General features: G+C 65.6%; 21 protein-coding genes. 8 read left to right on the plus strand and 13 right to left on the minus strand.

The window, feature by feature from the left end:
• Positions 1–112 precede the first annotated feature (112 nt).
• The 4 genes from K8I04_14725 to K8I04_14740 form a co-directional block, all read right to left on the minus strand.
• The gene (locus K8I04_14725; protein ID MBZ0072968.1) at positions 113–451 is read right to left on the minus strand and encodes a nucleoside triphosphate pyrophosphohydrolase family protein; all 339 of its coding nucleotides are present in this window, start codon (positions 449–451) and stop codon (positions 113–115) included.
• Between the two features lie 127 nt (positions 452–578).
• Positions 579–2,645, minus strand: coding sequence for a glycine--tRNA ligase subunit beta (glyS, locus tag K8I04_14730; protein ID MBZ0072969.1), 2,067 nt, complete (start codon positions 2,643–2,645; stop codon positions 579–581).
• A complete protein-coding gene (gene glyQ, locus K8I04_14735; protein ID MBZ0072970.1) occupies positions 2,642–3,577 on the minus strand; it encodes a glycine--tRNA ligase subunit alpha in 936 nt (311 codons plus the stop codon). The genes glyS and glyQ overlap by 4 nt, the downstream gene beginning before the upstream one ends.
• Before the next feature lie 126 nt (positions 3,578–3,703).
• Positions 3,704–4,216, minus strand: coding sequence for a porin family protein (locus K8I04_14740; protein ID MBZ0072971.1), 513 nt, complete (start codon positions 4,214–4,216; stop codon positions 3,704–3,706).
• Positions 4,217–4,517: 301 nt separating this feature from the next.
• Here K8I04_14740 and K8I04_14745 point away from each other — a divergent pair, with 301 nt between their 5' ends.
• The 8 genes from K8I04_14745 to glnG all read left to right on the plus strand — a co-directional run bounded on the left by K8I04_14745 (position 4,518) and on the right by glnG (position 12,762).
• Positions 4,518–5,093 (plus strand): hypothetical protein, encoded by a 576-nt coding sequence (locus K8I04_14745; GenBank protein ID MBZ0072972.1) that lies wholly within the window; start codon positions 4,518–4,520, stop codon positions 5,091–5,093.
• Positions 5,094–5,189: 96 nt separating this feature from the next.
• Complete coding sequence (locus K8I04_14750) at positions 5,190–6,233, plus strand: tRNA (5-methylaminomethyl-2-thiouridylate)-methyltransferase (protein ID MBZ0072973.1); 1,044 nt, start codon at positions 5,190–5,192, stop codon at positions 6,231–6,233.
• Positions 6,230–6,466 carry a sulfurtransferase TusA family protein gene (locus tag K8I04_14755; protein ID MBZ0072974.1) on the plus strand — a complete coding sequence of 79 codons (237 nt, stop codon included), beginning with the start codon at positions 6,230–6,232 and terminating at the stop codon, positions 6,464–6,466. Before K8I04_14750 ends, K8I04_14755 begins: the two co-directional genes overlap by 4 nt.
• Before the next feature lie 3 nt (positions 6,467–6,469).
• The gene (locus tag K8I04_14760; protein ID MBZ0072975.1) at positions 6,470–7,645 is read left to right on the plus strand and encodes a cation diffusion facilitator family transporter; all 1,176 of its coding nucleotides are present in this window, start codon (positions 6,470–6,472) and stop codon (positions 7,643–7,645) included.
• Between the two features lie 232 nt (positions 7,646–7,877).
• A complete protein-coding gene (glnA, locus tag K8I04_14765) occupies positions 7,878–9,287 on the plus strand; it encodes a glutamate--ammonia ligase (GenBank protein ID MBZ0072976.1) in 1,410 nt (469 codons plus the stop codon).
• 102 nt (positions 9,288–9,389) lie between these two features.
• Entirely contained in the window at positions 9,390–9,923 is a 534-nt protein-coding gene (locus K8I04_14770) for a DUF4124 domain-containing protein (GenBank protein MBZ0072977.1), read from the plus strand.
• A gap of 342 nt (positions 9,924–10,265) precedes the next feature.
• Positions 10,266–11,354, plus strand: a complete 1,089-nt coding sequence (glnL, locus tag K8I04_14775) for a nitrogen regulation protein NR(II) (GenBank protein MBZ0072978.1) — start codon at positions 10,266–10,268, stop codon at positions 11,352–11,354.
• Entirely contained in the window at positions 11,338–12,762 is a 1,425-nt protein-coding gene (gene glnG / locus K8I04_14780; GenBank protein ID MBZ0072979.1) for a nitrogen regulation protein NR(I), read from the plus strand. Before glnL ends, glnG begins: the two co-directional genes overlap by 17 nt.
• Before the next feature lie 250 nt (positions 12,763–13,012).
• Here the strand turns inward: glnG and K8I04_14785 are convergent, their stop codons facing one another.
• From K8I04_14785 to K8I04_14825, 9 genes are all read right to left on the minus strand, one after another.
• Positions 13,013–13,621, minus strand: a complete 609-nt coding sequence (locus K8I04_14785; protein MBZ0072980.1) for a prepilin-type N-terminal cleavage/methylation domain-containing protein — start codon at positions 13,619–13,621, stop codon at positions 13,013–13,015.
• Between the two features lie 277 nt (positions 13,622–13,898).
• The gene (locus K8I04_14790) at positions 13,899–14,630 is read right to left on the minus strand and encodes a prepilin-type N-terminal cleavage/methylation domain-containing protein (protein ID MBZ0072981.1); all 732 of its coding nucleotides are present in this window, start codon (positions 14,628–14,630) and stop codon (positions 13,899–13,901) included.
• A complete protein-coding gene (locus K8I04_14795; GenBank protein ID MBZ0072982.1) occupies positions 14,627–15,352 on the minus strand; it encodes a hypothetical protein in 726 nt (241 codons plus the stop codon). The genes K8I04_14790 and K8I04_14795 overlap by 4 nt, the downstream gene beginning before the upstream one ends.
• A gap of 2 nt (positions 15,353–15,354) precedes the next feature.
• Positions 15,355–15,894 (minus strand): hypothetical protein, encoded by a 540-nt coding sequence (locus K8I04_14800; protein ID MBZ0072983.1) that lies wholly within the window; start codon positions 15,892–15,894, stop codon positions 15,355–15,357.
• Positions 15,895–16,061: 167 nt separating this feature from the next.
• Complete coding sequence (locus K8I04_14805) at positions 16,062–16,691, minus strand: hypothetical protein (protein MBZ0072984.1); 630 nt, start codon at positions 16,689–16,691, stop codon at positions 16,062–16,064.
• The gene (locus K8I04_14810) at positions 16,678–18,273 is read right to left on the minus strand and encodes a hypothetical protein (GenBank protein MBZ0072985.1); all 1,596 of its coding nucleotides are present in this window, start codon (positions 18,271–18,273) and stop codon (positions 16,678–16,680) included. Before K8I04_14810 ends, K8I04_14805 begins: the two co-directional genes overlap by 14 nt.
• Before the next feature lies 1 nt (position 18,274).
• Complete coding sequence (locus tag K8I04_14815; protein MBZ0072986.1) at positions 18,275–19,477, minus strand: type II secretion system F family protein; 1,203 nt, start codon at positions 19,475–19,477, stop codon at positions 18,275–18,277.
• Positions 19,478–19,481: 4 nt separating this feature from the next.
• A complete protein-coding gene (tadA, locus tag K8I04_14820; GenBank protein MBZ0072987.1) occupies positions 19,482–21,197 on the minus strand; it encodes a Flp pilus assembly complex ATPase component TadA in 1,716 nt (571 codons plus the stop codon).
• Positions 21,194–22,381 (minus strand): tetratricopeptide repeat protein (locus K8I04_14825; GenBank protein MBZ0072988.1); only part of this gene is annotated, 1,188 nt, incomplete at its 5' end. The genes K8I04_14825 and tadA, both read right to left, overlap by 4 nt.

The raw sequence follows: 22,381 nt of genomic DNA on the forward strand, positions 1-22,381 counted from the left end.
ATCGACGCTGAATGCCTGGCCCGGCCGGTGCCTCTGGCACAAACGGCCATGGAATCTACCAGGGCACACGGTTTTGCTTCCGTGCCGTCTGTGTTTTCCGTGGCCAATGTTTTCAATCCATGTCGCGGAATTCGGAGACGCGGATACGCCCGTCGACCATGCGCGACTCGCGCTTCATCAGCGTCTCCATCTTGTCCCAGAAGGCCTGTTTGAGATCGAAGTCCTGGGCGATGGCGGTACCGATCAGCAGGATGAACAGATCGGCGCACTCCTCGGCGAGCAGGGCCTTGCTTTTACCCTTGGTGACACAGGCTGAGATCTCGCCGAGTTCTTCGGTCATCAGCGCCACGCGGTAGGTCAGGTCCTCGCCGCCCGCATTTTTGAAATCGTGCTTGTCGTGGAAGGCCTGCACCGCCTTCAACATCGCCTGGTAGGAATCATGTTCATTCATCGCAGCACTCCGGTGTGGGAGGCCCCGGCTCAGCCGGCCGGGTGGCCTCGCGGCGGTGCGGCACCACCTATGATGTTCTCAGCAACTCTACCTGGTGAGTGGTCGCTGCCATCCCCCGCATCGATCGCTACTGCAGCCGCGACAGGTCCGCCGCCCGCAGGAACAGCGACTGCAGCTGCTGCAGCAGTGCGAGCCGGTTGGCGCGCAGCGCGGCGTCCTCGGCCATCACCATGACGTGGTCGAAGAAACGGTCGATCGGTTCGCGCAGCGTCGCCAGGCGGCGCAGCCCCGCCGTGTAGTCGCCGCGATCGAACGCCGCCTCGACCTCGCCGCGCAGTGCATCGAGCCCCGTGGCAAGATCGTGTTCCGCTGCCTCGACGAGCCGTTCGGGCGCGACCGTTGCCGGGATCTTCTCCTCCGTCTTGCGCAGGATGTTGCCGATGCGCTTGTTGGCTGCGGCCAGGCTTTCCGCCTCGGGTAGTGCGCGGAATTCGGTGACCGCATGCAGGCGCGCGTGGAAATCCAGTGGCCGGGTCGGGCCCTGCGCGCGCACGGCATCGAACACGTCGGGTGCGATGCCGGCGTCGAGGTAATAGGCGTGCAGGCGATCCATCATGAAGTCAAACACGCCATCGACCGCTGCAGCGGCCTTCAGTTCCGCGGGGAAACCGGCCGCGGCGTCCCGCAGCAGTTCGGCGAGATCGAGATCGCGCCCGCCCTCGATGAGGATACGCAACACACCGAGCGCGGCGCGGCGCAGGGCAAAGGGATCCTTGTCGCCCGTCGGCGGCTGGCCGATGGCGAAGATGCCGACCAGCGTATCGAGGCGATCGGCGATCGCCAGCGCCTGGCCGGTCGGGGCCTCGGGCAGCGCGTCGCCGGCGAAGCGCGGGCGGTATTGTTCGTCGATGGCCTGCGCGACCGCCTCGGGCTCACCGTCGTGCTGCGCGTAGTAGCGGCCCATCACGCCTTGCAGTTCGGGGAACTCGAACACCATTAGGGTGAGCAGATCGCACTTGGCGAGCATGGCGGCACGCTCCGCCAGCTGCGCATCGGCACCGAGCGCGGTCGCGATGTGCGCGGCGAGTCGCGCGACGCGCTTCTGTTTGTCGAGCAGGGTGCCGAGCCGGCTCTGGAACACCATGGTGCCGAGCCGGTCGATGCGTGCGTCCAGGCGCTGCTTGCGATCCTGATTCCAGAAGAAGGCCGCATCGGTCAGACGCGGGCGCACCACGCGTTCGTTGCCGGCCTTCACCTGTGCGGGGTCGCGGCTGACGATGTTGGCCACCGTGATGAAATGCGGCAGCAGCCGGCCGTGCGCGTCGACGACGGGGAAGTATTTCTGGTTGTCCTGCATGGTCGAGACCAGCGCCTCCGCGGGTACCTCGAGGAAGCGTGTCTCGAAGTCGCCGATCACCGCGACCGGCCACTCGACCAGCGCCGTGACCTCGTCGAGCAGCGCCGCGTCGATCAGGGCGCGCCCGCCGGCGGCGACGCCGGCCGCGGTCACCTGCTCGCGGATCGCCGCGCGGCGTGCGGCGAAGTCGGCCAGTACCCGGCCCTCGGTCTGCAGCAGCGGCGCATAGGCGGCCGGTTCACCAATATAGATCGGTGCGGGGTGATGGAAACGGTGTCCCCGCGTCTCGCGGCCGCTCTTCACGCCGAGGATCTCGGCATCGATGACCGCGTCGCCGAACAGCAGCACGACCCAGTGTACCGGCCGGACGAATTCCGCCGTACCGCTGCCCCAGCGCATGCGCTTCGGGATCGGCAGCTGGGCGAGTGCCTGCGTGACGATCGTCGGAATGAGGTCGGCGGTGTTGTGCCCGCGTTCGATACCGCGATGGACCAGCCAGGCGCCCTTGTCCGTCTCCAGCTTCTCCAGTTGCTCGACGCCGACGCCGCAGGAGCGCGCGAAGCCCTGCGCACCCGGCGTGGGATTGCCCGCGGCGTCGAAGGCGGCCGCCAGCGCCGGCCCCCGGCGCAGCTGCTCGCGGTCGGCCTGGGTCGTCGCGACGGCCTCGATCCAGACCGCCAGCCGTCGCGGCGCGGCATAGCTGTGCACGTCGCCGAAGGCGAGTTTGGCCTGTTCGAGGCCCGTGCATACGCCACCGGTGAAGGCCTGGCTCAGGCGTGCGAGCGCCTTGGGCGGCAGTTCCTCGGTGCCGATCTCGATCAGCAGGTCGCGGGTCATGCCGCGCCCTCCCGCGGGCACAGCGGGAAGCCGAGTGCCTCGCGGGCATCGTAATAGGCCTGGGCGCAGGCGCGCGCGAGGGTGCGCACGCGCAGCAGGTAGCGCTGGCGTTCGGTCACCGAGATCGCGCTGCGTGCATCCAGCAGATTGAAGCTGTGCGAGGCCTTCAGCACCATCTCATAGGCGGGCAGCGGCAGGCCGATCTCGATGAGCTTCTGGCTCTGCGCCTCGCACACGTCGAACCAGCGGGACAGTTCCTCGACCGGCGCGTGCTCGAAGTTGTAGGCTGACATCTCGACCTCGTTCTGGTGGAAGACATCGCCATAGGTGACGTCCCCCTGCGGGCCGCGCGTCCACACCAGGTCGAAGACGCTCTCCACGCCCTGCAGGTACATGGCGATGCGCTCCAGGCCGTAGGTGATCTCACCCGTCACGGGCCGGCAGTCGAGCCCGCCGACCTGCTGGAAATAGGTGAACTGGGTGACCTCCATGCCGTTCAGCCACACCTCCCAGCCCAGGCCCCAGGCGCCGAGTGTCGGCGATTCCCAGTTGTCCTCGACGAAGCGGATGTCGTGCACCAGCGGGTCGATGCCCAGGCCGCGGAGCGAGTCGAGATACAGCTCCTGGATCTCCAGCGGTGAGGGCTTGAGGATCACCTGGAATTGATAGTAGTGCTGCAGCCGGTTCGGGTTCTCACCGTAGCGCCCGTCGGTGGGGCGGCGCGAGGGCTGCACATAGGCCGTGCGCCAGGGCTCGGGCCCGATGGCACGCAGGAAGGTCGCGGGGTGAAAGGTCCCGGCGCCGACTTCCAAATCAAGTGGTTGCAGGATGACGCAGCCGTGCGCGGCCCAGTACTCCTGGAGCGCCAGGATGAGGCCCTGGAAGGTACTCGTATCGCGCCCGGCGGCGACGCCCTGGGTGTCCGCAGACATCGACATGAATCAACTGCTTAAGCTCGAGAAGCCGGCAGTATAGCCGGTCGGGTGACGGGAGGTAAGCGGGTAGGGAGGAAGGGAGACAGATTTAGAATCTGTCTCCCGGACCGGAACCACAGAGGGTCAGAACTGCAGGCCCACACCCACCGAAATCAGGCTGCTCTCGATCCTGGTATCGAAGACCTCATACTCGATGCGTGCGTGAAACTGATCCATGAAGCGGACGCGCGCGCCGATGCCGTACATCAGATCCTCGCCGTCGTAGCTGACGGTGTTGATGTCCTGATCCCAGAAGAACACGCCGGCCTTGGCATAGAGGTTGAGGCTGTTACCTACCGGCAGGGCCGCGATGCCGGCGACCATAAAGCCCTCGGTCTCCAGGTCGACGCCGCCGTGGTTCATGTCGCCCAGATCGACCCAGCCGGCCTCGAAGCCGAAGTTCCTGGTCAGCATCATGCCGCCGTAGACCTTCCAGCCGAGGGCGGTATCGTCCATGGCCACGCGGGTGCCCGCGATGGTGGTGGAATCGTCTATGTCCGTCGAGCCGATGCCCACGCCGATGAAGCGATCCGCTGCCGGTGCAGCCGAGGACAGCAACAGTGCCGCCACGGCGACACCCCACGAAACTTTTTTCATGACTCACTCCTCCATAGTTTTAGTATTTTCGGGTCTCATTGCGGCCCCTCCGCTCGCCGTTCTCATGTAACGGACAGGTCGGAAATGCAAGCCCCGATGGATGTTAGGCCGTGGCCCCGGGTCTGACAACCGGGCAGGTGATGCTGGTGCGTCGCGCACCGGCGGTTGGGGCACCGGCGGTGGTGGTGTGGAATGTGCATGCAAGAATGTGCAGTGGAATCGCCTGCCGGTCCGGTTGCACGACCGGACATCAAGCGGCCGCGGCGCAAGGCCGCTAAGCCTGCATCCACAGGAGGTTTGTATGCGTCAGTTGATCCTGGAGCCCACATCCACCGCCCAGTGGCACGCCCTGGTCAGTGAGGCCGAGTCGGCCGCGAACCTGCAGCTCGACGAGACCCTGGAGAGCTACCTCGTCTTCCTGCTCATGCGCTTCATCGCCCGTCCCGACATCGCCGGTCGCGCCATGGCCATCGAGTATCTGCACGGGCTCAGCGAAAGCGGCCAGCTCCAGGAGGCCCAGCTGCGCGACGTCGGCGACCAGTGTCTGTTGTACTCGGGCCTGTATCCGCGACATGCCGAGCGCCGCCTGGTGCGGGTGTCCTATTACGTCGACCTCGGCCGCGGTGCCTATGGGACGCTGGCCGAGCGCCTGCGCCACGCCGGCGCGGAGGTCTATCAGCAGCTCTGCGAGGGCTTCGTGGCGCTGATGGATGTGCTGCAGGCAATGCGGCCACTGGACGGACCGCCGCCGCTGGCGCCGTTGCAGAGCCTCGAACTGTGGGCCGACACGGGTAGTCCGGGCGCCCTGCGCGGGCTCCGCAGGGTCACCGACGCAACCCCGGTGAACACTCCGATCGATCCCGAAAAACCCCACTAGATCAGCCGCTTCTGGTCGAGCACCTGGAGCGGCGGCGCCTGCCCTCGACGGCCGCTTTGGGCTACACTAGGGCCCTGTTTTTCCCAGGTGAGCGGCATGACCGACAAACGCAAGGCAGTGGCGCTGATCTCCGGCGGCCTCGATTCCATGCTCGCGGCCAAGGTGATGCTGGAGCAGGGCATCCACGTCGAGGGTATCAATTTCTTCACCGGCTTCTGTGTCGAGGGGCATACCCATGCCATCCGCCGTCAGGACGCCGCCAAACCCAAGCGCAACAATGCCCTGTGGGTCGCCGAGCAGCTGGGTATCAAGCTGCACATCGTCGATGTCATCGAGGAGTACAAGGATGTCGTGCTCAATCCCAGGCACGGCTACGGTGCCCACCTCAATCCCTGCCTGGACTGCAAGATCTTCATGGTGGGCAAGGCGCTCGAATGGATCGATGCACACGGCTTCGATTTCATCATCACCGGCGAGGTGATCGGCCAGCGCCCCATGTCGCAGCGCAAGGACACCATGCCCGTGGTGGCGCGCGAGTCCGGCGCCGAGGATCGTCTGCTGCGGCCGCTGTGCGCACAGAATCTGCCGCCGACGCTGCCGGAGCGCGAGGGCTGGATCGACCGTGGGCAGCTGTACGGGTTCAGCGGCCGCTCGCGCAAGCCGCAGATGGCGCTGGCCGCGCAGTTCGGCTTCACCGAGTATGCACAGCCGGCCGGGGGTTGCTGCTTTCTCACCGACGAGCAGTATGCAGTGAAGCTCACCGATCTGTGGGCCGCCCGCGGCGAACGCCGCTACGAGCTGGACGACATCATGCTGCTGAAGGTCGGCCGTCATCTGCGGCCACGCCCCAACTTCAAACTCATCATCGGGCGTGAAGAGGGCGAAAATCATTTCCTCGAAGGCTATCGCAAGCAGTTCGTACACCTGCACACCGTGGACTTCGAAGGCCCGCTGGCGCTGGTCGACGGCCAGGCGGACGCCGCCGATCTGGAGCTCGCCGCGCGGCTGGTGTGTCGCTACGGCAAGGGCCGCGATGCCGAGCAGGTGCGGGTACGTATCACCGATCTGCAGGGCGACAGCCGCATCGTCGCGGTCACGCCGCTGTCACCCGCCGACGTGCCGCAGGCCTGGTACGTATGAGCGAGCACGAACTCGACGCTCGCAATCTGTTGTGCCCGCTGCCGGTCATCCGTACCCAGGATGCCATCCGCCAACTCCAGCCCGGGGATCGCCTGCGCGTACACTGCACCGATCCCGGTGCCCTGCACGACATCCCGACCTGGTGCCGCATCCACGGCCATGGTGTAGGCGACATCGTGCAGCAGGGACGGGACATCACCATCACCGTTGAAGTCGCGGCCGGGGAGTCCTGAGGCGTGGCCGCGGAAGCCCGGGTCGGGTCCACCCACAACGACGGGGCGGGCCACCAGCGTTACCGGGAGATCCGCCGCGTCACCATCGTGGGTGCCTGGATCAATGCCGCGCTGGCGACCCTTAAACTGGCGTTTGGCTATCTCGCCCATTCACAGGCGTTGATCGCCGACGGTCTGCATTCACTCTCCGATCTGGCCAGCGACTTCCTGCTGCTGTTCGCCGCCAAGCATGCGAGCCGCGACGCCGACGAAGACCACCCTTACGGACACGGGCGCATCGAGACCGTCTTCGGCATCGTCCAGGGGGCGATCCTCGGCGCGTTCGCCATCGGTATCGCCTACGATGCCGCCCAGCGCCTGCTCGAGCCGGCGCGACTGCTGCACCCCACCGTCGCGGCCCTCGCGGTCGCGGCGGTGTCGATCCTCGTCAAGGAGTTGCTGTACCGCTATACCATCAAGGCCGCACGTAAACTGCGCTCCAACATGTTGCGCGGCAATGCCTGGGATCACCGCAGTGACGCCATCTCCTCGGTCATCGTGCTGATCGGCGTGGCCGGTACGTTGCTGGGTGTGCCCTATCTCGATGCCCTGGCCGCGGTCGGCGTGGCGCTGATGATCATCAAGATCAGCTGGACGCTGATCTGGCAGAGCCTGCGCGAGCTGATCGACACGGCGCTGGATGCCGAGGTCGTCGAGCAGATCCACAATGAGATCCTGCAGGTCAACGGCGTGCGCCGGGCGCACACCCTGCGGACGCGCAAGAGCGGTGGCGACGCGCTGGTCGACGTGCATATCCAGGTGGCCCCGACGCTGAGCGTGTCCGAGGGGCACCGCATCGGCGAGAAGGCGCGCGAAGCGCTGATCGCGCATATCGAGGGGGTCGCCGACGTCACGGTGCATATCGATCCGGAGGACGACGAGACCAGCTCGCCCAGCGATCATCTGCCCCTGCGCGACGAGATCCTCCAGCGGCTGCGCGGGTGTTGGCAGGCGCTCCCCGAGGCGGCCGCCATCGAGGACGTCACCCTGCATTATCTCGATGGCCGGATTCACGTCGACATCACCCTGCCCTTAGAATGTGTCGCCGACCGTGCGGCGGCGCGAGCCCTGACGGAGGCGTTCCGGCGTGCCACCGGGTCGCTGGCCGAGATCGGTGCGGTGAAGTTGCTCTTCCAGTGACCGCACCAACCCGATGCAATTGTTGGCCACCGCGCACTATTTTGGTGCGTCAGCCGCGCACGACTGTGAGGCATCTTTGACAAGTCACTGAATTATAATCATTTATTTCCGTGGCATGCTTCCTGCCTTCACCCACGCAACGTTGGGCCGGCTGTTTGCACTGCCCCGGGCGTCCCGAAAAACACACCGTACATACAGCGATTGAATCATTACCGCGTTGGAGAAAAACCCCATGACCGCAGCCAAGGTACAGAAACTCATCAAGGACAATGGCGCCAAGTTCGTTGACCTGCGCTTCACCGATACCAAGGGCAAAGAGCAGCACGTGACCGTGCCGTCGGGCACCGTGGACGCCGGCTTCTTCAAGGACGGCAAGATGTTCGATGGCTCCAGTATCGCCGGCTGGAAAGGGATCAACGAATCCGACATGGTGCTCATGCCGGACCCCGCCACCGGTGTCATGGACCCGTTCTCCGATGAGTCCACCCTGATTATTCGCTGCGACATCCTCGAACCCAATACCATGAAGGGTTACGAGCGCGATCCGCGTTCGCTCGCGCGGCGCGCCGAGGCCTATCTGAAATCGACCGGTATTGCCGATGTCGCCTACTTCGGTCCGGAGAACGAATTCTTCATCTTCGACGACGTGCGCTGGGGTTCGAGCATCAGCGGATCGTTCTGCAAGGTCGATTCCAGCGAGGCCTCGTGGAACACCGAGCGCGTCTACGAAGACGGCAACATGGGTCACCGCCCGACCGTCAAGGGGGGGTATTTTCCGGTCCCGCCGGTCGATTCGCTGCACGACCTGCGCGGTGCCATGTGCCTGGCCCTGGAAGAGATGGGGGTGGGCGTCGAGGTGCATCACCATGAGGTCGCGACCGCGGGCCAGTGCGAGATCGGCGTGACGTTCGGCACCCTGGTGAAGAAGGCCGATGAGGTACAGATCCTGAAATACGTGATCCAGAATGTCGCCCATGCCTACGGCAAGACCGCGACCTTCATGCCCAAACCCCTGGTCGGCGACAATGGCAGCGGGATGCACGTGCATCTGTCGCTCGCCAAGGCCGGCAAGAACCTGTTCGCCGGCAACAAGTACGGCGGCCTGTCCGAATTGGCGCTGTATTACATCGGCGGCATCATCAAGCACGCCCGCGCCTTGAACGCCTTCACCAACCCGTCGACCAACTCCTACAAGCGCCTGGTCCCCGGTTTCGAGGCGCCGGTGATGCTGGCCTATTCCGCCCGCAACCGCTCTGCATCGATCCGCATCCCGTTCGTGTCCAATCCGAAGGGGCGGCGTGTCGAGGTGCGTTTCCCGGATTCGACCGCCAACCCATACCTGGCCTTCACGGCCATGATGATGGCCGGTCTGGACGGTATCCAGAACAAGCTCCACCCCGGCGACGCCATGGACAAGGACCTCTACGACCTGCCGCCGGAAGAGGAAAAGAAGATCCCGCAGGTCTGTCATGCTCTGGATCAGGCGCTGGATGCCCTGGACGCCGACCGTGCGTTCCTCAAGGCCGGTGGCGTGTTCACGGATGACGTGATCGACAGCTATATCGCCTTGAAGATGCACGAGGTTACGCGTATCCGCATGACCACCCATCCGATCGAGTTCGACATGTATTACAGCCTGTGATGCCAGGGCGCGGGGCCGGGGGCGTTTTCTCCGGCCCTGCGGCCTGCCCCTTTCGCCCGGATTGGTATTGCATCCGCGTACGTCCGGATTTATGTTGACGGTATGCGCAAATCACTCGTCTTCCTGCTGTTGTCCGGTCTTCCCCTGCTGGCGTCGGCCGCGATCTACAAATGGATGGACGCCGACGGTACGGTACATTTCAGTGATACGCCGAAAGACGGGGCCGAAGAGGTGCATGTCGCGCCCCCGCAGACTTATTCCGCGCCCGAGGTCGCACCGATCACCCCGCGGCCCGTCGAGCCGCAGGCGCCGGCCGCCTACGAACGCTTCGAACTGCTGGCGCCGACCGACGACGCGACGCTGCGCGAGAACAGCGGCGCCATTACCCTGAGCTTCGCCGTCGAGCCCCCGCTCAAGACCCGTGCAGGCCACCGCTTGGTGGTGCTCCTCGACGGCAAGGCCGTGTCCGAGGGCAAGTCCGCGACCCTGACGCTGGAGAATGTCGATCGCGGCAGCCACAGCCTGCAAGGCGAGATCGTCGATAGCCGCGGCACGGTCCTGACCCGCAGCCCGTCCATCACGGTGCATCTGCTCCGTCATTCCATCCTCTCCCCGCCCTCTTCCGCCGCACCCTGAGTTGCGCGTTCGTCCGGCAACGGCCGCACCGTCGTGCACTATAATGGTGCGTGGCCGTCGTACGCGGACGCGCACGGCCCCCGCTTGTTGTCAGATCCGTCCACGGAGCTACACGTAAAGGACGGACCATGGCTAGGCGGTATACCGGCGCTCATCATCCGCCAGCGGCCCCGTAGCCGCTTGAGCAAACTATTGGATTTCAGCGAGTTTCGTATGTTTTTACGGTTGAGTCGATTTTTATGTTCACGCATAACATCCTGTTTTGAGTGACTTCGCGACGAGCACGATGCCCAGGCCGGCCGGCACCCCGGCCGTTGGTTTGCTTCTTGCTATGGACCCGGTATGAACGCTCGCCCCCAGAGTCCGCGCCACCAGGGACACCGCATCCTCGAGGGTCTCAGTACGGCGGTGCTGGTGTTCGGCGGGGCACTGCGGCTGGAGTACCTCAACCCGGCGGCGGAGATGTTGCTCGCCGTGAGCGCGCGTCAGGCCGCCGGTCGGCGGCTGGGCGAGGTCGTCCCGGGCGCCGACGAACTCGCCCGGAGGATCGAGCAGACCCTGCAGGGCGAACGAACCTGCACCGAGCGCGAGCTGCACCTGCATACACCGTCTGGCCAGGACATCATTGTTGACTGTACGGTGACCCCGCTGGTCGACCCGCAGGGTGGTTCACAGGCGCTGGTCGAGCTGGTGCAGATCGATCGTCACCTGCGTATCGCCCGGGAAGAAAGTCTGCTGGAGCAGCATCAGGCGGCGCGCCAGCTGGTGCGCGGCCTCGCCCACGAGATCAAGAACCCCCTCGGCGGCCTGCGCGGTGCGGCGCAGTTGCTGGAGCGCGAGCTCGACCGGGAAGAGCTCAAGGAATACACCCGGATCATCATGGCCGAGGCCGACCGCCTGCGCGCCCTGGTCAATCGTATGCTGGGCCCCAACCACGTGCCGCAGCGCCGTCGCTGCAACATCCACCAGGTCCTCGAGCACGTGCGCACGCTGGTCGACGTCGAGGGCAACCCCGGGCTGGACCTGGCGCGCGATTACGACCCCAGCATCCCCGACTTTCCGGCCGACCGCGAACAGCTGATCCAGGCGGTGCTCAACATCGTCCGCAATGCCGTGCAGGCACTGGCCGGCAGCGGCCGGATCCTCATCCGCACGCGGGCGCAGCGCCAGATCACCATCGGCGCTCACCGCCACAAGCTGGTGGCGCGTGTCGATGTGATCGACGACGGACCGGGTGTACCACCCGAATTGCAGGAAACCCTGTTCTATCCGCTGGTGACCGGCCATGCCGAAGGCGTCGGCCTCGGTCTGTCGATCGCGCAGGCACTGGTCAACCGGCACGGCGGCATCATCGAGTGCGCCAGCCGGCCGGGCCATACCGAATTCACCATCCTGCTGCCCCTGGAGCCCATGGATGACGAAGGCCGCTAAGATCTGGGTCATCGACGATGACCGGTCCATACGCTGGGTGCTGGAGAAGGCGCTGCAGCAGGCCGGGATGGAGGTCGTCAGCTTCTCCGGCGCCACCGGTGTGCTCGATGCCCTGGCGCGCGGTCGCCCCGACGCACTGCTCACCGACATCCGCATGCCCGGCGTCGACGGCCTCGAACTGCTCCGCGAGATCCAGGGGCAGTACCCGGATCTGCCGGTCATCATCATGACGGCGCATTCCGACCTGGACAGTGCCGTCGCGGCCTACGCAGGCGGCGCGTTCGAATACCTGCCCAAACCCTTCGATATCGACGACGCCGTCGCCCTGGTACGGCGCGCCGTGCAGCAGCGCCGCCGGCAACAGGCGGAGGCCAACCGCGAGGCGCTCACTCCGCCGGCGGAGATCATCGGTGAGGCGCCCGCCATGCAGGAGGTGTTCCGCGCCATCGGCCGCCTGTCGCGCTCCACCATCACGGTGCTCATCAACGGCGAATCCGGTACCGGTAAGGAACTGGTCGCACGTGCCCTGCACCGCCACAGTCCGCGCACGGAGGCGCCCTTCATCGCCCTGAACATGGCGGCCATCCCGCGCGACCTGCTGGAGTCGGAACTGTTCGGTCACGAGCGCGGCGCCTTCACCGGCGCACAGAACCGCCGCAGCGGCCGTTTCGAGCAGGCCGACGGCGGCAGCCTGTTCCTCGACGAGATCGGCGACATGCCGGCCGAATTGCAGACCCGCCTGCTGCGGGTGCTCGCCGACGGCGAGTTCTACCGCGTCGGCGGTCATACACCCGTCCGGGTCGACGTGCGCATCATCGCCGCGACCCATCAGAATCTGGAGCAGCTGGTGCAGGAGGGCCGCTTCCGCGAAGACCTCTATCACCGCCTCAACGTGATCCGTATTCATATCCCGCCGCTGCGCGAGCGGCGCGAGGATATCCCGCTGCTGCTGCGCTTCTTTCTGGAGCGGGCCGCACGGGAGTTGAATGTGGAAACCAAAATCCTGCGGACGGATGCCGCCGCGACCCTGGCGCAGCTTCCTTGGCCGGGCAATGTGCGCCAGCTCGAAAATCTCTGTCGCTGGCTGACGGTGATGGCAGCCAGCCGCGAAGTGCACCTGCAGGATCTGCCACCGGAACTCCTCGGGATCGCCGGCGCGCCCGGCACTGTGGCCGCCATCGGCGACGCAGCCTGGGAAGATGCGCTACGTACCTGGGCGGGCCAGGCCCTTGCGCGTGGTGAGCAAGGGCTGCTGGCGCACGCGAGCCCGACGTTCGAACGCATTTTGCTCGAGGTGGCCTTGGCGCATACCGGCGGTCGTCGCCACGCGGCCGCCCGTCTGCTCGGCTGGGGGCGCAATACGCTGACGCGGAAGATCAAGGAGCTCGGTCTGGACGCATCGGCCTGACGGGCCCCGCAGTCCAACGAGGTTGTGCACCTGAATCGGACGCCAGCCCCGGCGGTGAGTAGGGCGGTCGTTTGGCCAGCCGACGATGGATGGCGGGCGTGCGGTTCTCAGGAGCTCGCCGGTGTCCGGGCGGGATGGCGCTTCCTTTTTAAGTACGGGTCACAGTGGCCTTGGCTGCGCACAGTGGCGCACAAAACAGACGGCCCGCCGGAGGCGGGCCGTCATGCGTGCCGAAGCGGTGGGTGGTCGGTCAGATCATTACGCGCAACTGCACGAAGACGCCGGTCGCCGGGTAGTTTCCACCAGCACAGCCGCCAGCACAGAACACGGTGCCGGTGCCGCCGACGCCGTCGTCGAGTTCACGGTCGAGGCGCGCGGCAACATCGCCGGGAACATTTTCCAATGCAACCCAAATACCGGTCCGTGTGCCGTGCGTCCCACTGTAAGCGCCCTGCACACGACCTCCGTAGGCGTGATTGGGGTTGGCATTGGCACCCTGCTGCGTGGGGTCGCCGGAGATCAGGTTGGCATAGCGCAGCTGCTGCCAGAGCCGGCAGGACTCCTCCGCCGCCGTCGCACAGGTGTTCCCGTCGACCCGCCCATTACCATTACCACCGCGCGCCGCCGGGTTCACCTGTGTTCGGGCAGCGGCAGTTGTCATGTCGCCTGGCAAGGCCCCGAAGCGATCCTGGAAGCTGTAGATGGCCGCGGCATAGGATTGCACGTCGCTCTGCAGGTTCTTGAATTTGGCGTTCGCGATCATCTCCTGGCCCTTCAGCACGCCGCCGAGCAGCAGGCCGATGATGACCAGGACGATGGCGATCTCCACCAGGGTGAAACCGGATTGGTGCTTGTTCATGCTGTGTACTCCCTTTCCCTGAAATGACTCATGTTGGTGGGCGTGGTATTTCCGTGGCCGCGCCGCGTAGCGGGTTAGCGGCACCGCCTTAGAAATCTTTGAACCTGAGAACTGCATTTGCCACGGGAAAACATGGACAAGATCAGTTGCTTCACCCAACAGCCCTCCTCACCTGCCAGGTGCTGAGCCGTCGCCTTGCGACGCTGTTTCATCTTCGTGTCTTCCGTGTGCTTCCGTGGCTGTAGTGAGTTTTTCAGGTTGACTGAATTCAACCGGCTCAGGGCAGCGTCCCGGCTGCGACCATGCGGCTGAACAGCACACCGGGCGGGACCCAGGTCAGCAGATCGTCGAAGCCGGCGGTGCTCTGCACGTAGCCGGCGTCCGTGAAGCAGCGGTCGTTGTCGCGGTTCTCCGGTTCCAGTGTGCCGCCGTACCGGTTCTTGCCTTCGGAGACGACGATGGCCGGCAGCTGTGCACCGAATTGGCGGGTGCCGCCGCAGCCGGCGCCGTCCCAGACCTCGAGGTTGCCATTGCCACCGATGCTCGCCGGCGTGCCCAATGTGAAGGTCCCCGTGTAGGCGCCGTTGACGGCATAGATCCAGGCCCGGCCCCAGGCGTCTGTTGCGGATACACCGAGCAGCCCATACGGCAGGCCGCCGACGTTGCGCTGATTGGCGCCGCCGTTGCAGGCACCCGGGCCCGGCTGGCCGTCCCCGTTGGTGTCGTGGCAGGGCAGGCTGCCATTGACGACCGCATAGCCGATCAGCGCCTCGCGGATCGTCTCCAGCGCCGCCTGCGTTTCCTTGCGCCGGTCGTTCTCCAACTGGGTACCGAGCGGGAGCAGCAGACCGCCGAGCAGCAGCCCGATGATGACCAGCACCACGGCCATCTCGACCAGGGTGAAGCCGTCGTCGCCGTTGGCAATGGCAGGCAGCGCCGATAATCCGCGCCACCGCCTGTGCCGGTCTGTCGTGCCGCGACGTTGTTCGTGGTGCGATACCTGTCTCATGGCGGCAGCGGGTCTCCATTGATGTTTTCCAGCTGGGTCTTATAAGCGTTCAAGGAAACCCAGACGACCAGATCGTCGAATGGGCCGCCGGCCATGGCGGGATCGTCGGTCGACACCCGCTGGAGCAAGAGGGTGGTACCCGTGCGGTTGATTTCCTCGTCCCCATGACCGGGCGGTGGATTGGGCAGGGTGGCGCCATCCGCGTGGGTCGCGCCGTAGCCATTGGCACCGTGCGAGATGACTGCGGCCGGGCTGTCGCTGGTCAGATCATAGGGATTGCCGAGCTGGTCGTACCCTTGGACCCGGATGTCACCGGCCATGCCGGCGGTGATGGTGCAACTGCCGCTGCCGGCAAAATCCGGGTCGACGACGTAGCGCAGACGCCGTCCCCAGACATCCGTCACGCCAAGGTTGAGCGTCGCCCAGGGGAGAAAGCCGGCCACCGGCGCGCCGCTGCCGCAGCTAGCCTGCGCCAGTCCGTCGCCGCTGAGGTCGGGACAGGGCAGGCAGTTGCCGTTGATCAGGCTATGGCCGAGCAGCGCTGCGCGCACCGCGCCGAGGTCTTGCGCCACCGCCACGTTGTGCGACGGGCGCGAATCGTTCTTGTTGAGTTTGGTGAGCAGCAGCGTGGCCGAGCCCAGGATCAGGATCAGCAGCATGATGAGAACCACCACGCCGCTCTGCTGACGCAGGCAAGACCGGGGTGCCTGTGCCGGCAGCATGATCAGCCGTGTCCGTCCGGGGTCCCGGGGCTACCCGGGGCGGTGACGGATCCGGTGGCGGCGTCGGTGGGCGGCGGAGCCGGTGCGTCGGTCGGTGCGTTGGTCGACGTCGGGGCGGAATCCGGGTCCCGATCCGGGCCGCGATCCTGTGGCCGCGCATAGCCCTCGAAGATCTCACCGCTGGTCCGGTCGAGGACCTGTCCGGGCTTGAGCAGCCGTACACCATCGTGCCAGTCGAGTCGGACCCGGCCATCCTGTTGCAGCTGCGCAGGATCATCGGGACCGGTGCGCACCCCGTTCAGCCACACCAGGCGTTTGCCGTCGCTGCCGACGACACTGCCGTTGACCATCAGCTGGTCGCTGGCCTCGGCCCGCGCCGGGAGCTCCGCGTCGGCGACCGGTACCCTGCCCGCGCGCACGGCATCGATGCGGGCGCGCTCGGCGGGGGTGGTGAACAACCGGCCAAGATCATCGGCCACCGCCAGACTGCCGATGCCCAGACCGAGACACAGCAGCAGGACGGCGTGGCGTTGTGGATTCATTTTCAAAAACCGCAGGCGCCACGGAAGCACACGGCAACACACGGAGCAGGCCATAGGCGTCGTACCGGCACCCCCATCATCCGGAGGACGGTAAACGGCCGCCACAGAACCACCCCGTGATTCTGTGCCTGCCGCGCACTGCCGTGGCTGCCATGATGTGCCGATGGTCATTGCGCTTCCCCATACGCGACGGTCTCCGCCGCGTCCAGGCTGTACCAGCGCAGCGCACAATCGGCGCTGACATTGGCCTCCTCCAGGCTGATGTCACCGTCACGCGGACGGCGCAGGCTGCAGGCGGTAAGGTCGAACAGGCCTCCGTGGCGGGCCTCGAGCCGCGCCAGAAAGCGTGGCAGGTCACCCTCGTGACGCAGTTCCAGGACCAGCTTCATCGGGCTCACGTACAGGGTATAGGTACCCTCCGATGTGGCCCCCGATACTGCAGTGGGGGCGGCACGGCGTGGCTCCAGTTCATAGCGGATGGCAACCAGGCCGGCCTGCGCGGCGGCGGCACGCAGGTCCTCGATCCAGCGCAGTCGTGGCTCCGGGCCGACGAAGCCCTGTTCGCGCAGGCGTGTGAAGTACTGCGCGTCGGTTTGCAGGATCTGTCCGGCCTCGCGTGTAGCGCGATAGTCACGCACGCTCGCCTGCAATTGTTGTTGGGAGGTTTGGCGTGCCTGTTCCATGCGTGAGCTGAAGGCACCGGCCGCGACCATCAGGATGAGCAGGCCGAGCCACAGCGCGCCGCTGCTGAGCAGCGGTTGACGCAGTTCGGTGTACATTGCCTTAAGGTCGGCCATCGGCAGCCCCCATGACCAGCCGCAGGCGGAACGGTGCCTCGGGCGTGCGCTCGATGTCACCGACACCACCGAGTACGCGGCCGCTGCTGGCGGTATTGAGTGGTAGCACCAGGGCCTCGGCGACGAGCACGCCGGGACTGCGGCGCAGCAGCGTCAACAGCGCTTCGATATGACTGTGCGCACGGCCGTAATCACCCTCGAAAGGCATGACGCGACCATTGAGTATGCCGATCTGGTAGCTGCCGTCGGCTGCCTCTTTATCGGTGTCGACCGGGTCGCCATCGTCGTCATACGCGTGGGTCACACGCTCGTCGTCTCCGGGTTCGGCCGTGGTTGCATGCAGATCGGTACTCACGAACCAGTCGATCCGTTCGATCTGCAAGTCGGGCTGGAGCTGCAGTGCCTGACCGACCCGCGCCAGCAGGGCATGTGGATCGTGCCGTTCGCGTTGCAGGCGGGCAGCGCTGTCGACGGCCCAGCGCATGTCCTCGGGCGCGACGTCGGTGTGTGGCAGACGGGCGTACAATTCGGTGCGCTGCTGGTTTGCCTCTGCCAGCAGCTGCAGCATGCGCGCCGTCTCCTGGCGATGCAGCAGGCCGTCGACGATCTGCGTACCGGACCAGAGTACGCCGGCAACCACCGCCGTGATCCCCATTACGCCCAGCGCGTGACGGGCACGATGCATCTGATGATGGAAGCGCTGGCTCGGCTTGGCATAGTGATCGCGCGGGCGCGAGCGTGCCAGAAGAAACGCAAACAGCTCATCGCAGTGAGCCGTGTCCGCCGCGCCACGGTAGCCCAGTCTGCGTGCCGCGTCCTCGACGCGAATCAGCTCATATCGGGTCAGCACCGCGGTGTCGGGCACCCGTTCGAGGTCGTCCAGCCACTGACCGCCGCTGAGCATGCACACGTCGAGCACCACGTCACGGCCGAGCAGATGGAGATTGGACAGATAGCGCTTGGTCTTGGCGATCTCGGCGTGTACGAACGCTGCATACCCGTCGCTGCTGTTGTCCGGTACCGGCGTCAGGCGGCTGAAGCGCAGACGCCCATTCACAAAAAAGGACTGGCGCAGGCCGCTGGCGGCGTTGTGGGTCACGAACAGCACATCCTTGCGCGTGCCGCGCAGACGCCCGAGCAGTTCGCCACTGAGCAGGGGCAGCGAACAGACCCCGGCCACCGGTAGCTTGTGGTGGCGCATGGCGTCCAGCCACAGGTCGGCGAATTCCGGGTTGAGTACACCGCTGAACAGTACTTCGTCCTTGTGCCGGCTGTGCGGATCACGACCCAGCACCTGGGCGTGGCGGTACTCCGTGCCGCGATACAGCCGCTCCGTATGTCGTGCCAACAGCGCGGTACGGTCGCTGCCGCGCGCATGTGCGACGCTGTCGATGCGGAAGTCCTCCTCGACCATGTCGACGAGTACCAGCGCCGGCATGCATCCCAGTCGCTGCAGATGGCTGTCGAACTGTGCCAGGCCCGCCTCGTGGGCAACGAATCGACCCATGTGCGTGAGTGTGCGACCGTCCTGTCGCCAGGCCGTCAGGCTGTTGCTGGTGAGGAGAAAGATCTGGCGCGTCATGTCAGGTGATCTTCCCGAGGATGTCGTAGATCGGGCCCAGCACCGACAGCATCACCCAACCCAGCAACAGACCCAGTATCACGGTGAGTACAGGCTCGATCAGGACCTGCACCTTCTCGATGGATTCGCGTACATCGCGATTGTAGAAATAGCTGACATTGGCAAGTGCCGCGTCCAGCGCGCCGGTGTTCTCACCGACGCGCAGCATGCGCACCACCAGCGGTGGAAACAGGCCGGTGTTCTCGAAGGCATTGGTCAGCCCGACGCCGTCGCCGATCTGCCGCTGTACGCGCTGCAGCCCTTCTTCGATCATCTTGTTGTCGACCAGGTTCTCGGAGATGCGCAGGCCTTCGAGCACGGTGATGCCGGCGCCGAACATGAGCGCGAAATTGCTGGCAAAGCGTGCTAGCAGGATCTTGGCGTAGATGGGGCCGACCGGCCAGATACGCAGCTTGATACCATCCAGCCGGTACCGCACCCGGGCGTTCACCTTTGCCAGATGGCGCAGCCCGAAAAACAGTGCGGGCGGCGTCAGCAGGATCAGATACCAGTAGCCGATGACGAAATTCGAGACCACGATCAGCGCGCGGGTGTGCAGCGGTAGCACCTGCCCGACCGAGGCGATGAAGCTGGTCAGTTGCGGTACCAGGTAGATCATCATGAAGAACAGCACGCCCAGCACCACCGTGCCCACGAAGGCCGGATACATGACGATCTTCCTGGTGTGTGCGGCGAGTTCATCCTGCCACTTCAGCGACTCGGTGAGATTGCGCAGTACATCCGGCAGCATGCCGCTCTGCTCGCCGGCGCGCACCAGGCTGTGGAATACCTTGCTGAATATCACTGGAAAGCGCGCCAGCGCCTCTGACAAGGTCTTACCGCCCTCGATGTCCTCGATGAGTCCAGCGATCACCTCGCGGAAGCGCGGATTGACGACGCTGTCGCGGAGATCCGCCAGGCCCTCGAGGATCGGTACGCCGGCACGTGTGAGTTGTTCGAGATGAAAGCAGAAGGCGATCAGTTCCTGTCGTCCGACCTTGTTGCGGCCCAGGCGCCACTCGCTGCGGCTGGCCGGTCGGCAGCGGATCATCTCCAGGCCCATGCGCGACAGGCGGATTTCCAGATCCGAATCGTTGGCGGCCTCGATACGGCCGAACACGGTCTTGCCGTGGTCGTTGATCGCCTTGTATTCGAATGCGGCCATCAGATCATCCCAGGCGGTCGGTCAGATCGATCACCCGCGAGACCTCGTCGAGTGTGGTGACGCCTTCGAGCACGCGGCGGACGCCGTCCTCACTGAGTGGCTTGAATCCCTTGGCGATCGCCAGGCTGTACAGTTCACGCCAGGTCGCACGCCGCGCCACCAGTTCATCGAGATCGGCATCCATCTTCAGCAGCTCCATCACCGAGATCCGTCCGCGGTAGCCACTGTGGTTGCAGCACTCGCAACCACGTGCGTGATACAGCGTGATCTCCGCATTGCTGGTCTGGCCCAGCAGCTTGCGCTCGAAGTCGCTCGCCGGCATGGCCTCGCGGCAGTGCATGCAGAGTCTGCGGATCAGTCGCTGGGCGATGATGCCGATGATGTTGCCGGCCAGTACGTCGGGCACGATACCGAGATCGAGCAGGCGTGGGATGGCACCGATGGCCGAATTCGTGTGCAGGGTGGAATACACCTGGTGACCGGTCATGGCCGCGCGCAGCGCCATGTCGGCCGTGTCCTCGTCGCGCACCTCGCCCACCAGGATGATGTCCGGGTCCTGGCGCAGCATGGAGCGGATGCCGCTGGCGAAATCCATCTTGGCCGCTTCGTTCACCGAGCTTTGACGAATCAGTGGCATCGGGTATTCGACCGGGTCTTCCAGGGTCATGATATTGACCGATTCACTGCTGACGTAGCTGAGCATGGAATACAGCGTGGTGGTCTTGCCACTGCCGGTCGGACCGGTGACCAGGATGATGCCCTCCGGGCGTGCCATCATGAGCTTGAGCAGCGACAACGATTCCTCGGGCAGGCCGAGCTCGTCGAGCACGACGATGCCTTTGCTGCGGTCGAGGATACGCAGCACGATGTTCTCGCCCCAGGTGGTCGGCTGCACCGAGACACGGAAATCAATGGGGCGACCGTACAAGGTCAGCGAGATGCGGCCGTCCTGCGGTGTGCGGGTCTCGGCGATGTTCATGCCGGACATCACCTTCAGGCGTACGGCGATGGCGGACCAGTAGTTCTTGTGCAGGCTGCGGATCTGGCGCAGCACACCGTCGATGCGGTAGCGCACACGCAGAAAGCCCTGCTCGGGTTCGAAATGGATATCGGAGGCGCCGGTCTTCACCGCATCCGAAAGCATGGCATCGACCAGCCGCACCAGTGGCTGACTGTACTCCTCGCTGTCACCCTTGAGACTCGCATAGTCGATCTGCCCGGTCTCGATTTCGTGCAGGATACCGTCGACGGACAGTTCGTAGCCGTAGAACTGGTCGATGGCGGATTCAATCTCGGATTCGCCGGCCAGCAGCGGGTGCACCTCGACGCGACCACCGAGGATGGCCCGCAGCTGATCGAGTGCCACCACATTGCTGGTATCGGCCATCGCCACGGTGAGCAGATGGCGGCCGCTGTCGATGGCGATCGGCAGCACGCGATAGCGGCGCGCGACCTCCTTGGGTACGAGTTTGAGTGCGTCGCGGTCGACCACGACCTTGTGCAGGTCGACGCTCTCCTGGCCGAGTGCCTCCGACAAGGCATCACGCACGATCGCCTCGGTGGTGAAACCCAGTGAGACGATGATGCGGCCGAGCTGCTCACCGGTCTTCTTTTGTTCGGTGAGGGCGATACGCAGCTGATCCTGGCTGAGAATGCCCTGCTCGATGAGGATGTCGCCGATGCGGCGTGGCGGCTTGGCGGGTGCAGTGACGGCATTCATGGCGGCGTTGCGGCGGTCAACAGGGCGATGCGGTGCCGGGCGGCGTCAGGATCGAACTGTGTGGCACGCGCCTCGGCCAGCCGCAGCGCACGACGGTAATAATCCACCGCCAGCCGCTGCTGACCGAGGTGTTCCAGGCTCACGGCCAGATTGAAGGCGTAATCAGGATCATCCGGTGCCAGCTGCTGGGCCTCGAAGTAGGCCTGCTGGGCTAGTGGCCAACGCTGCTGGCCTGCGTACAGATTCGCCAGCGCAAACCGCAGCGCGGCGGACTGCGGCAGCTCCGCGAGCCGCAGTTTGAGTTCACTTTCGCTGTCGGCGCTGCGGTTGGCGTCGAGCTCCACCAGCGCGGCATAGGCGACGGCATCCTTGGGATTACGGCGCAGCAGTTCGCGGTAGTGTGCGCGGGCCGCATCGGGGCTGCCGGCGCGCACCGCCAGTGCGGCCAGGCCGAGATGCGCATCGCGATTGCCCGGCTCGCGGGCGAGTACCCCGCGATAGGCCTGTTCAGCCCGTGTCCAGTCTCCCGCACGGAACGCGGCGTAAGCCTCCACCAGTGCGTTACTCAGCGGATCCGGGCTACTGCCGCGGCGGATGCGGATGACCGGCGTCGGCGCCGCGGCTGTGGCGGGTACCTCCGCGGTGGCGTCGTAGCGTTCACCGCGCACTACCCGCGGGTCGACCGGTGCCGGCTGCCAGGCGTCGACGGCAGCGGCCGGTGGCGAACCCTCGCGCCAGGGTGTTTGTGCGGGCGCCGGGGCTTCCGCCATCTCGGGGGCCACGGTCGGCGCTGCGACGGGCTCCTCGGGGAAGGTCGGCGTGCTATCCAATGCCTCAGCGGCGGGTAACGGCTCCGTATCGAGCGGCGTCGCTGCCATCGGCAGGTTCATATAGGGCTGCGGTTGGGTGAGCGCGGCATAGTAGTAGTAGCCGCCGATAGCCAGTGACAGCACGCCGGCGAGCCCGGCCAGCCCAAAGCGGTTACGCCACCGCCCGGCGGCGTGGCGCGTGGTGCCGGCGGCAAGGATGCGCGCGGCGGCCGGAGCGCCCGGTGCGGTGACGGGTGTGGCGCTGGGGGGCGGCGCCGGCGTCTGGTGCGTGGTCTCCGGTTGCACTTCCTGTGGAGGTACGAGTTCCTCGGCCTGGCGCCCCGTGGAGAATGCCTCGACCGGTGTGGACGGCGT

The organism is Gammaproteobacteria bacterium, assembly GCA_019911805.1.
GTDB lineage: Bacteria > Pseudomonadota > Gammaproteobacteria > Thiohalobacterales > Thiohalobacteraceae > JAHJQQ01.

Bases quoted from the DNA above. Each gene is read 5' to 3' on its own strand.
- K8I04_14725 (MBZ0072968.1), bottom strand. From the start codon at position 451: ATGAATGAACATGATTCCTACCAGGCGATGTTGAAGGCGGTGCAGGCC.
- glyS (MBZ0072969.1), bottom strand. From the start codon at position 2,645: ATGACCCGCGACCTGCTGATCGAGATCGGCACCGAGGAACTGCCGCCC.
- glyQ (MBZ0072970.1), bottom strand. From the start codon at position 3,577: ATGTCTGCGGACACCCAGGGCGTCGCCGCCGGGCGCGATACGAGTACC.
- K8I04_14740 (MBZ0072971.1), bottom strand. From the start codon at position 4,216: ATGAAAAAAGTTTCGTGGGGTGTCGCCGTGGCGGCACTGTTGCTGTCC.
- K8I04_14745 (MBZ0072972.1), top strand. From the start codon at position 4,518: ATGCGTCAGTTGATCCTGGAGCCCACATCCACCGCCCAGTGGCACGCC.
- K8I04_14750 (MBZ0072973.1), top strand. From the start codon at position 5,190: ATGACCGACAAACGCAAGGCAGTGGCGCTGATCTCCGGCGGCCTCGAT.
- K8I04_14755 (MBZ0072974.1), top strand. From the start codon at position 6,230: ATGAGCGAGCACGAACTCGACGCTCGCAATCTGTTGTGCCCGCTGCCG.
- glnA (MBZ0072976.1), top strand. From the start codon at position 7,878: ATGACCGCAGCCAAGGTACAGAAACTCATCAAGGACAATGGCGCCAAG.
- K8I04_14770 (MBZ0072977.1), top strand. From the start codon at position 9,390: ATGCGCAAATCACTCGTCTTCCTGCTGTTGTCCGGTCTTCCCCTGCTG.
- glnL (MBZ0072978.1), top strand. From the start codon at position 10,266: ATGAACGCTCGCCCCCAGAGTCCGCGCCACCAGGGACACCGCATCCTC.
- glnG (MBZ0072979.1), top strand. From the start codon at position 11,338: ATGACGAAGGCCGCTAAGATCTGGGTCATCGACGATGACCGGTCCATA.
- K8I04_14785 (MBZ0072980.1), bottom strand. From the start codon at position 13,621: ATGAACAAGCACCAATCCGGTTTCACCCTGGTGGAGATCGCCATCGTC.
- K8I04_14790 (MBZ0072981.1), bottom strand. From the start codon at position 14,630: ATGAGACAGGTATCGCACCACGAACAACGTCGCGGCACGACAGACCGG.
- K8I04_14795 (MBZ0072982.1), bottom strand. From the start codon at position 15,352: ATGCTGCCGGCACAGGCACCCCGGTCTTGCCTGCGTCAGCAGAGCGGC.
- K8I04_14800 (MBZ0072983.1), bottom strand. From the start codon at position 15,894: ATGAATCCACAACGCCACGCCGTCCTGCTGCTGTGTCTCGGTCTGGGC.
- K8I04_14805 (MBZ0072984.1), bottom strand. From the start codon at position 16,691: ATGGCCGACCTTAAGGCAATGTACACCGAACTGCGTCAACCGCTGCTC.
- K8I04_14810 (MBZ0072985.1), bottom strand. From the start codon at position 18,273: ATGACGCGCCAGATCTTTCTCCTCACCAGCAACAGCCTGACGGCCTGG.
- K8I04_14815 (MBZ0072986.1), bottom strand. From the start codon at position 19,477: ATGGCCGCATTCGAATACAAGGCGATCAACGACCACGGCAAGACCGTG.
- tadA (MBZ0072987.1), bottom strand. From the start codon at position 21,197: ATGAATGCCGTCACTGCACCCGCCAAGCCGCCACGCCGCATCGGCGAC.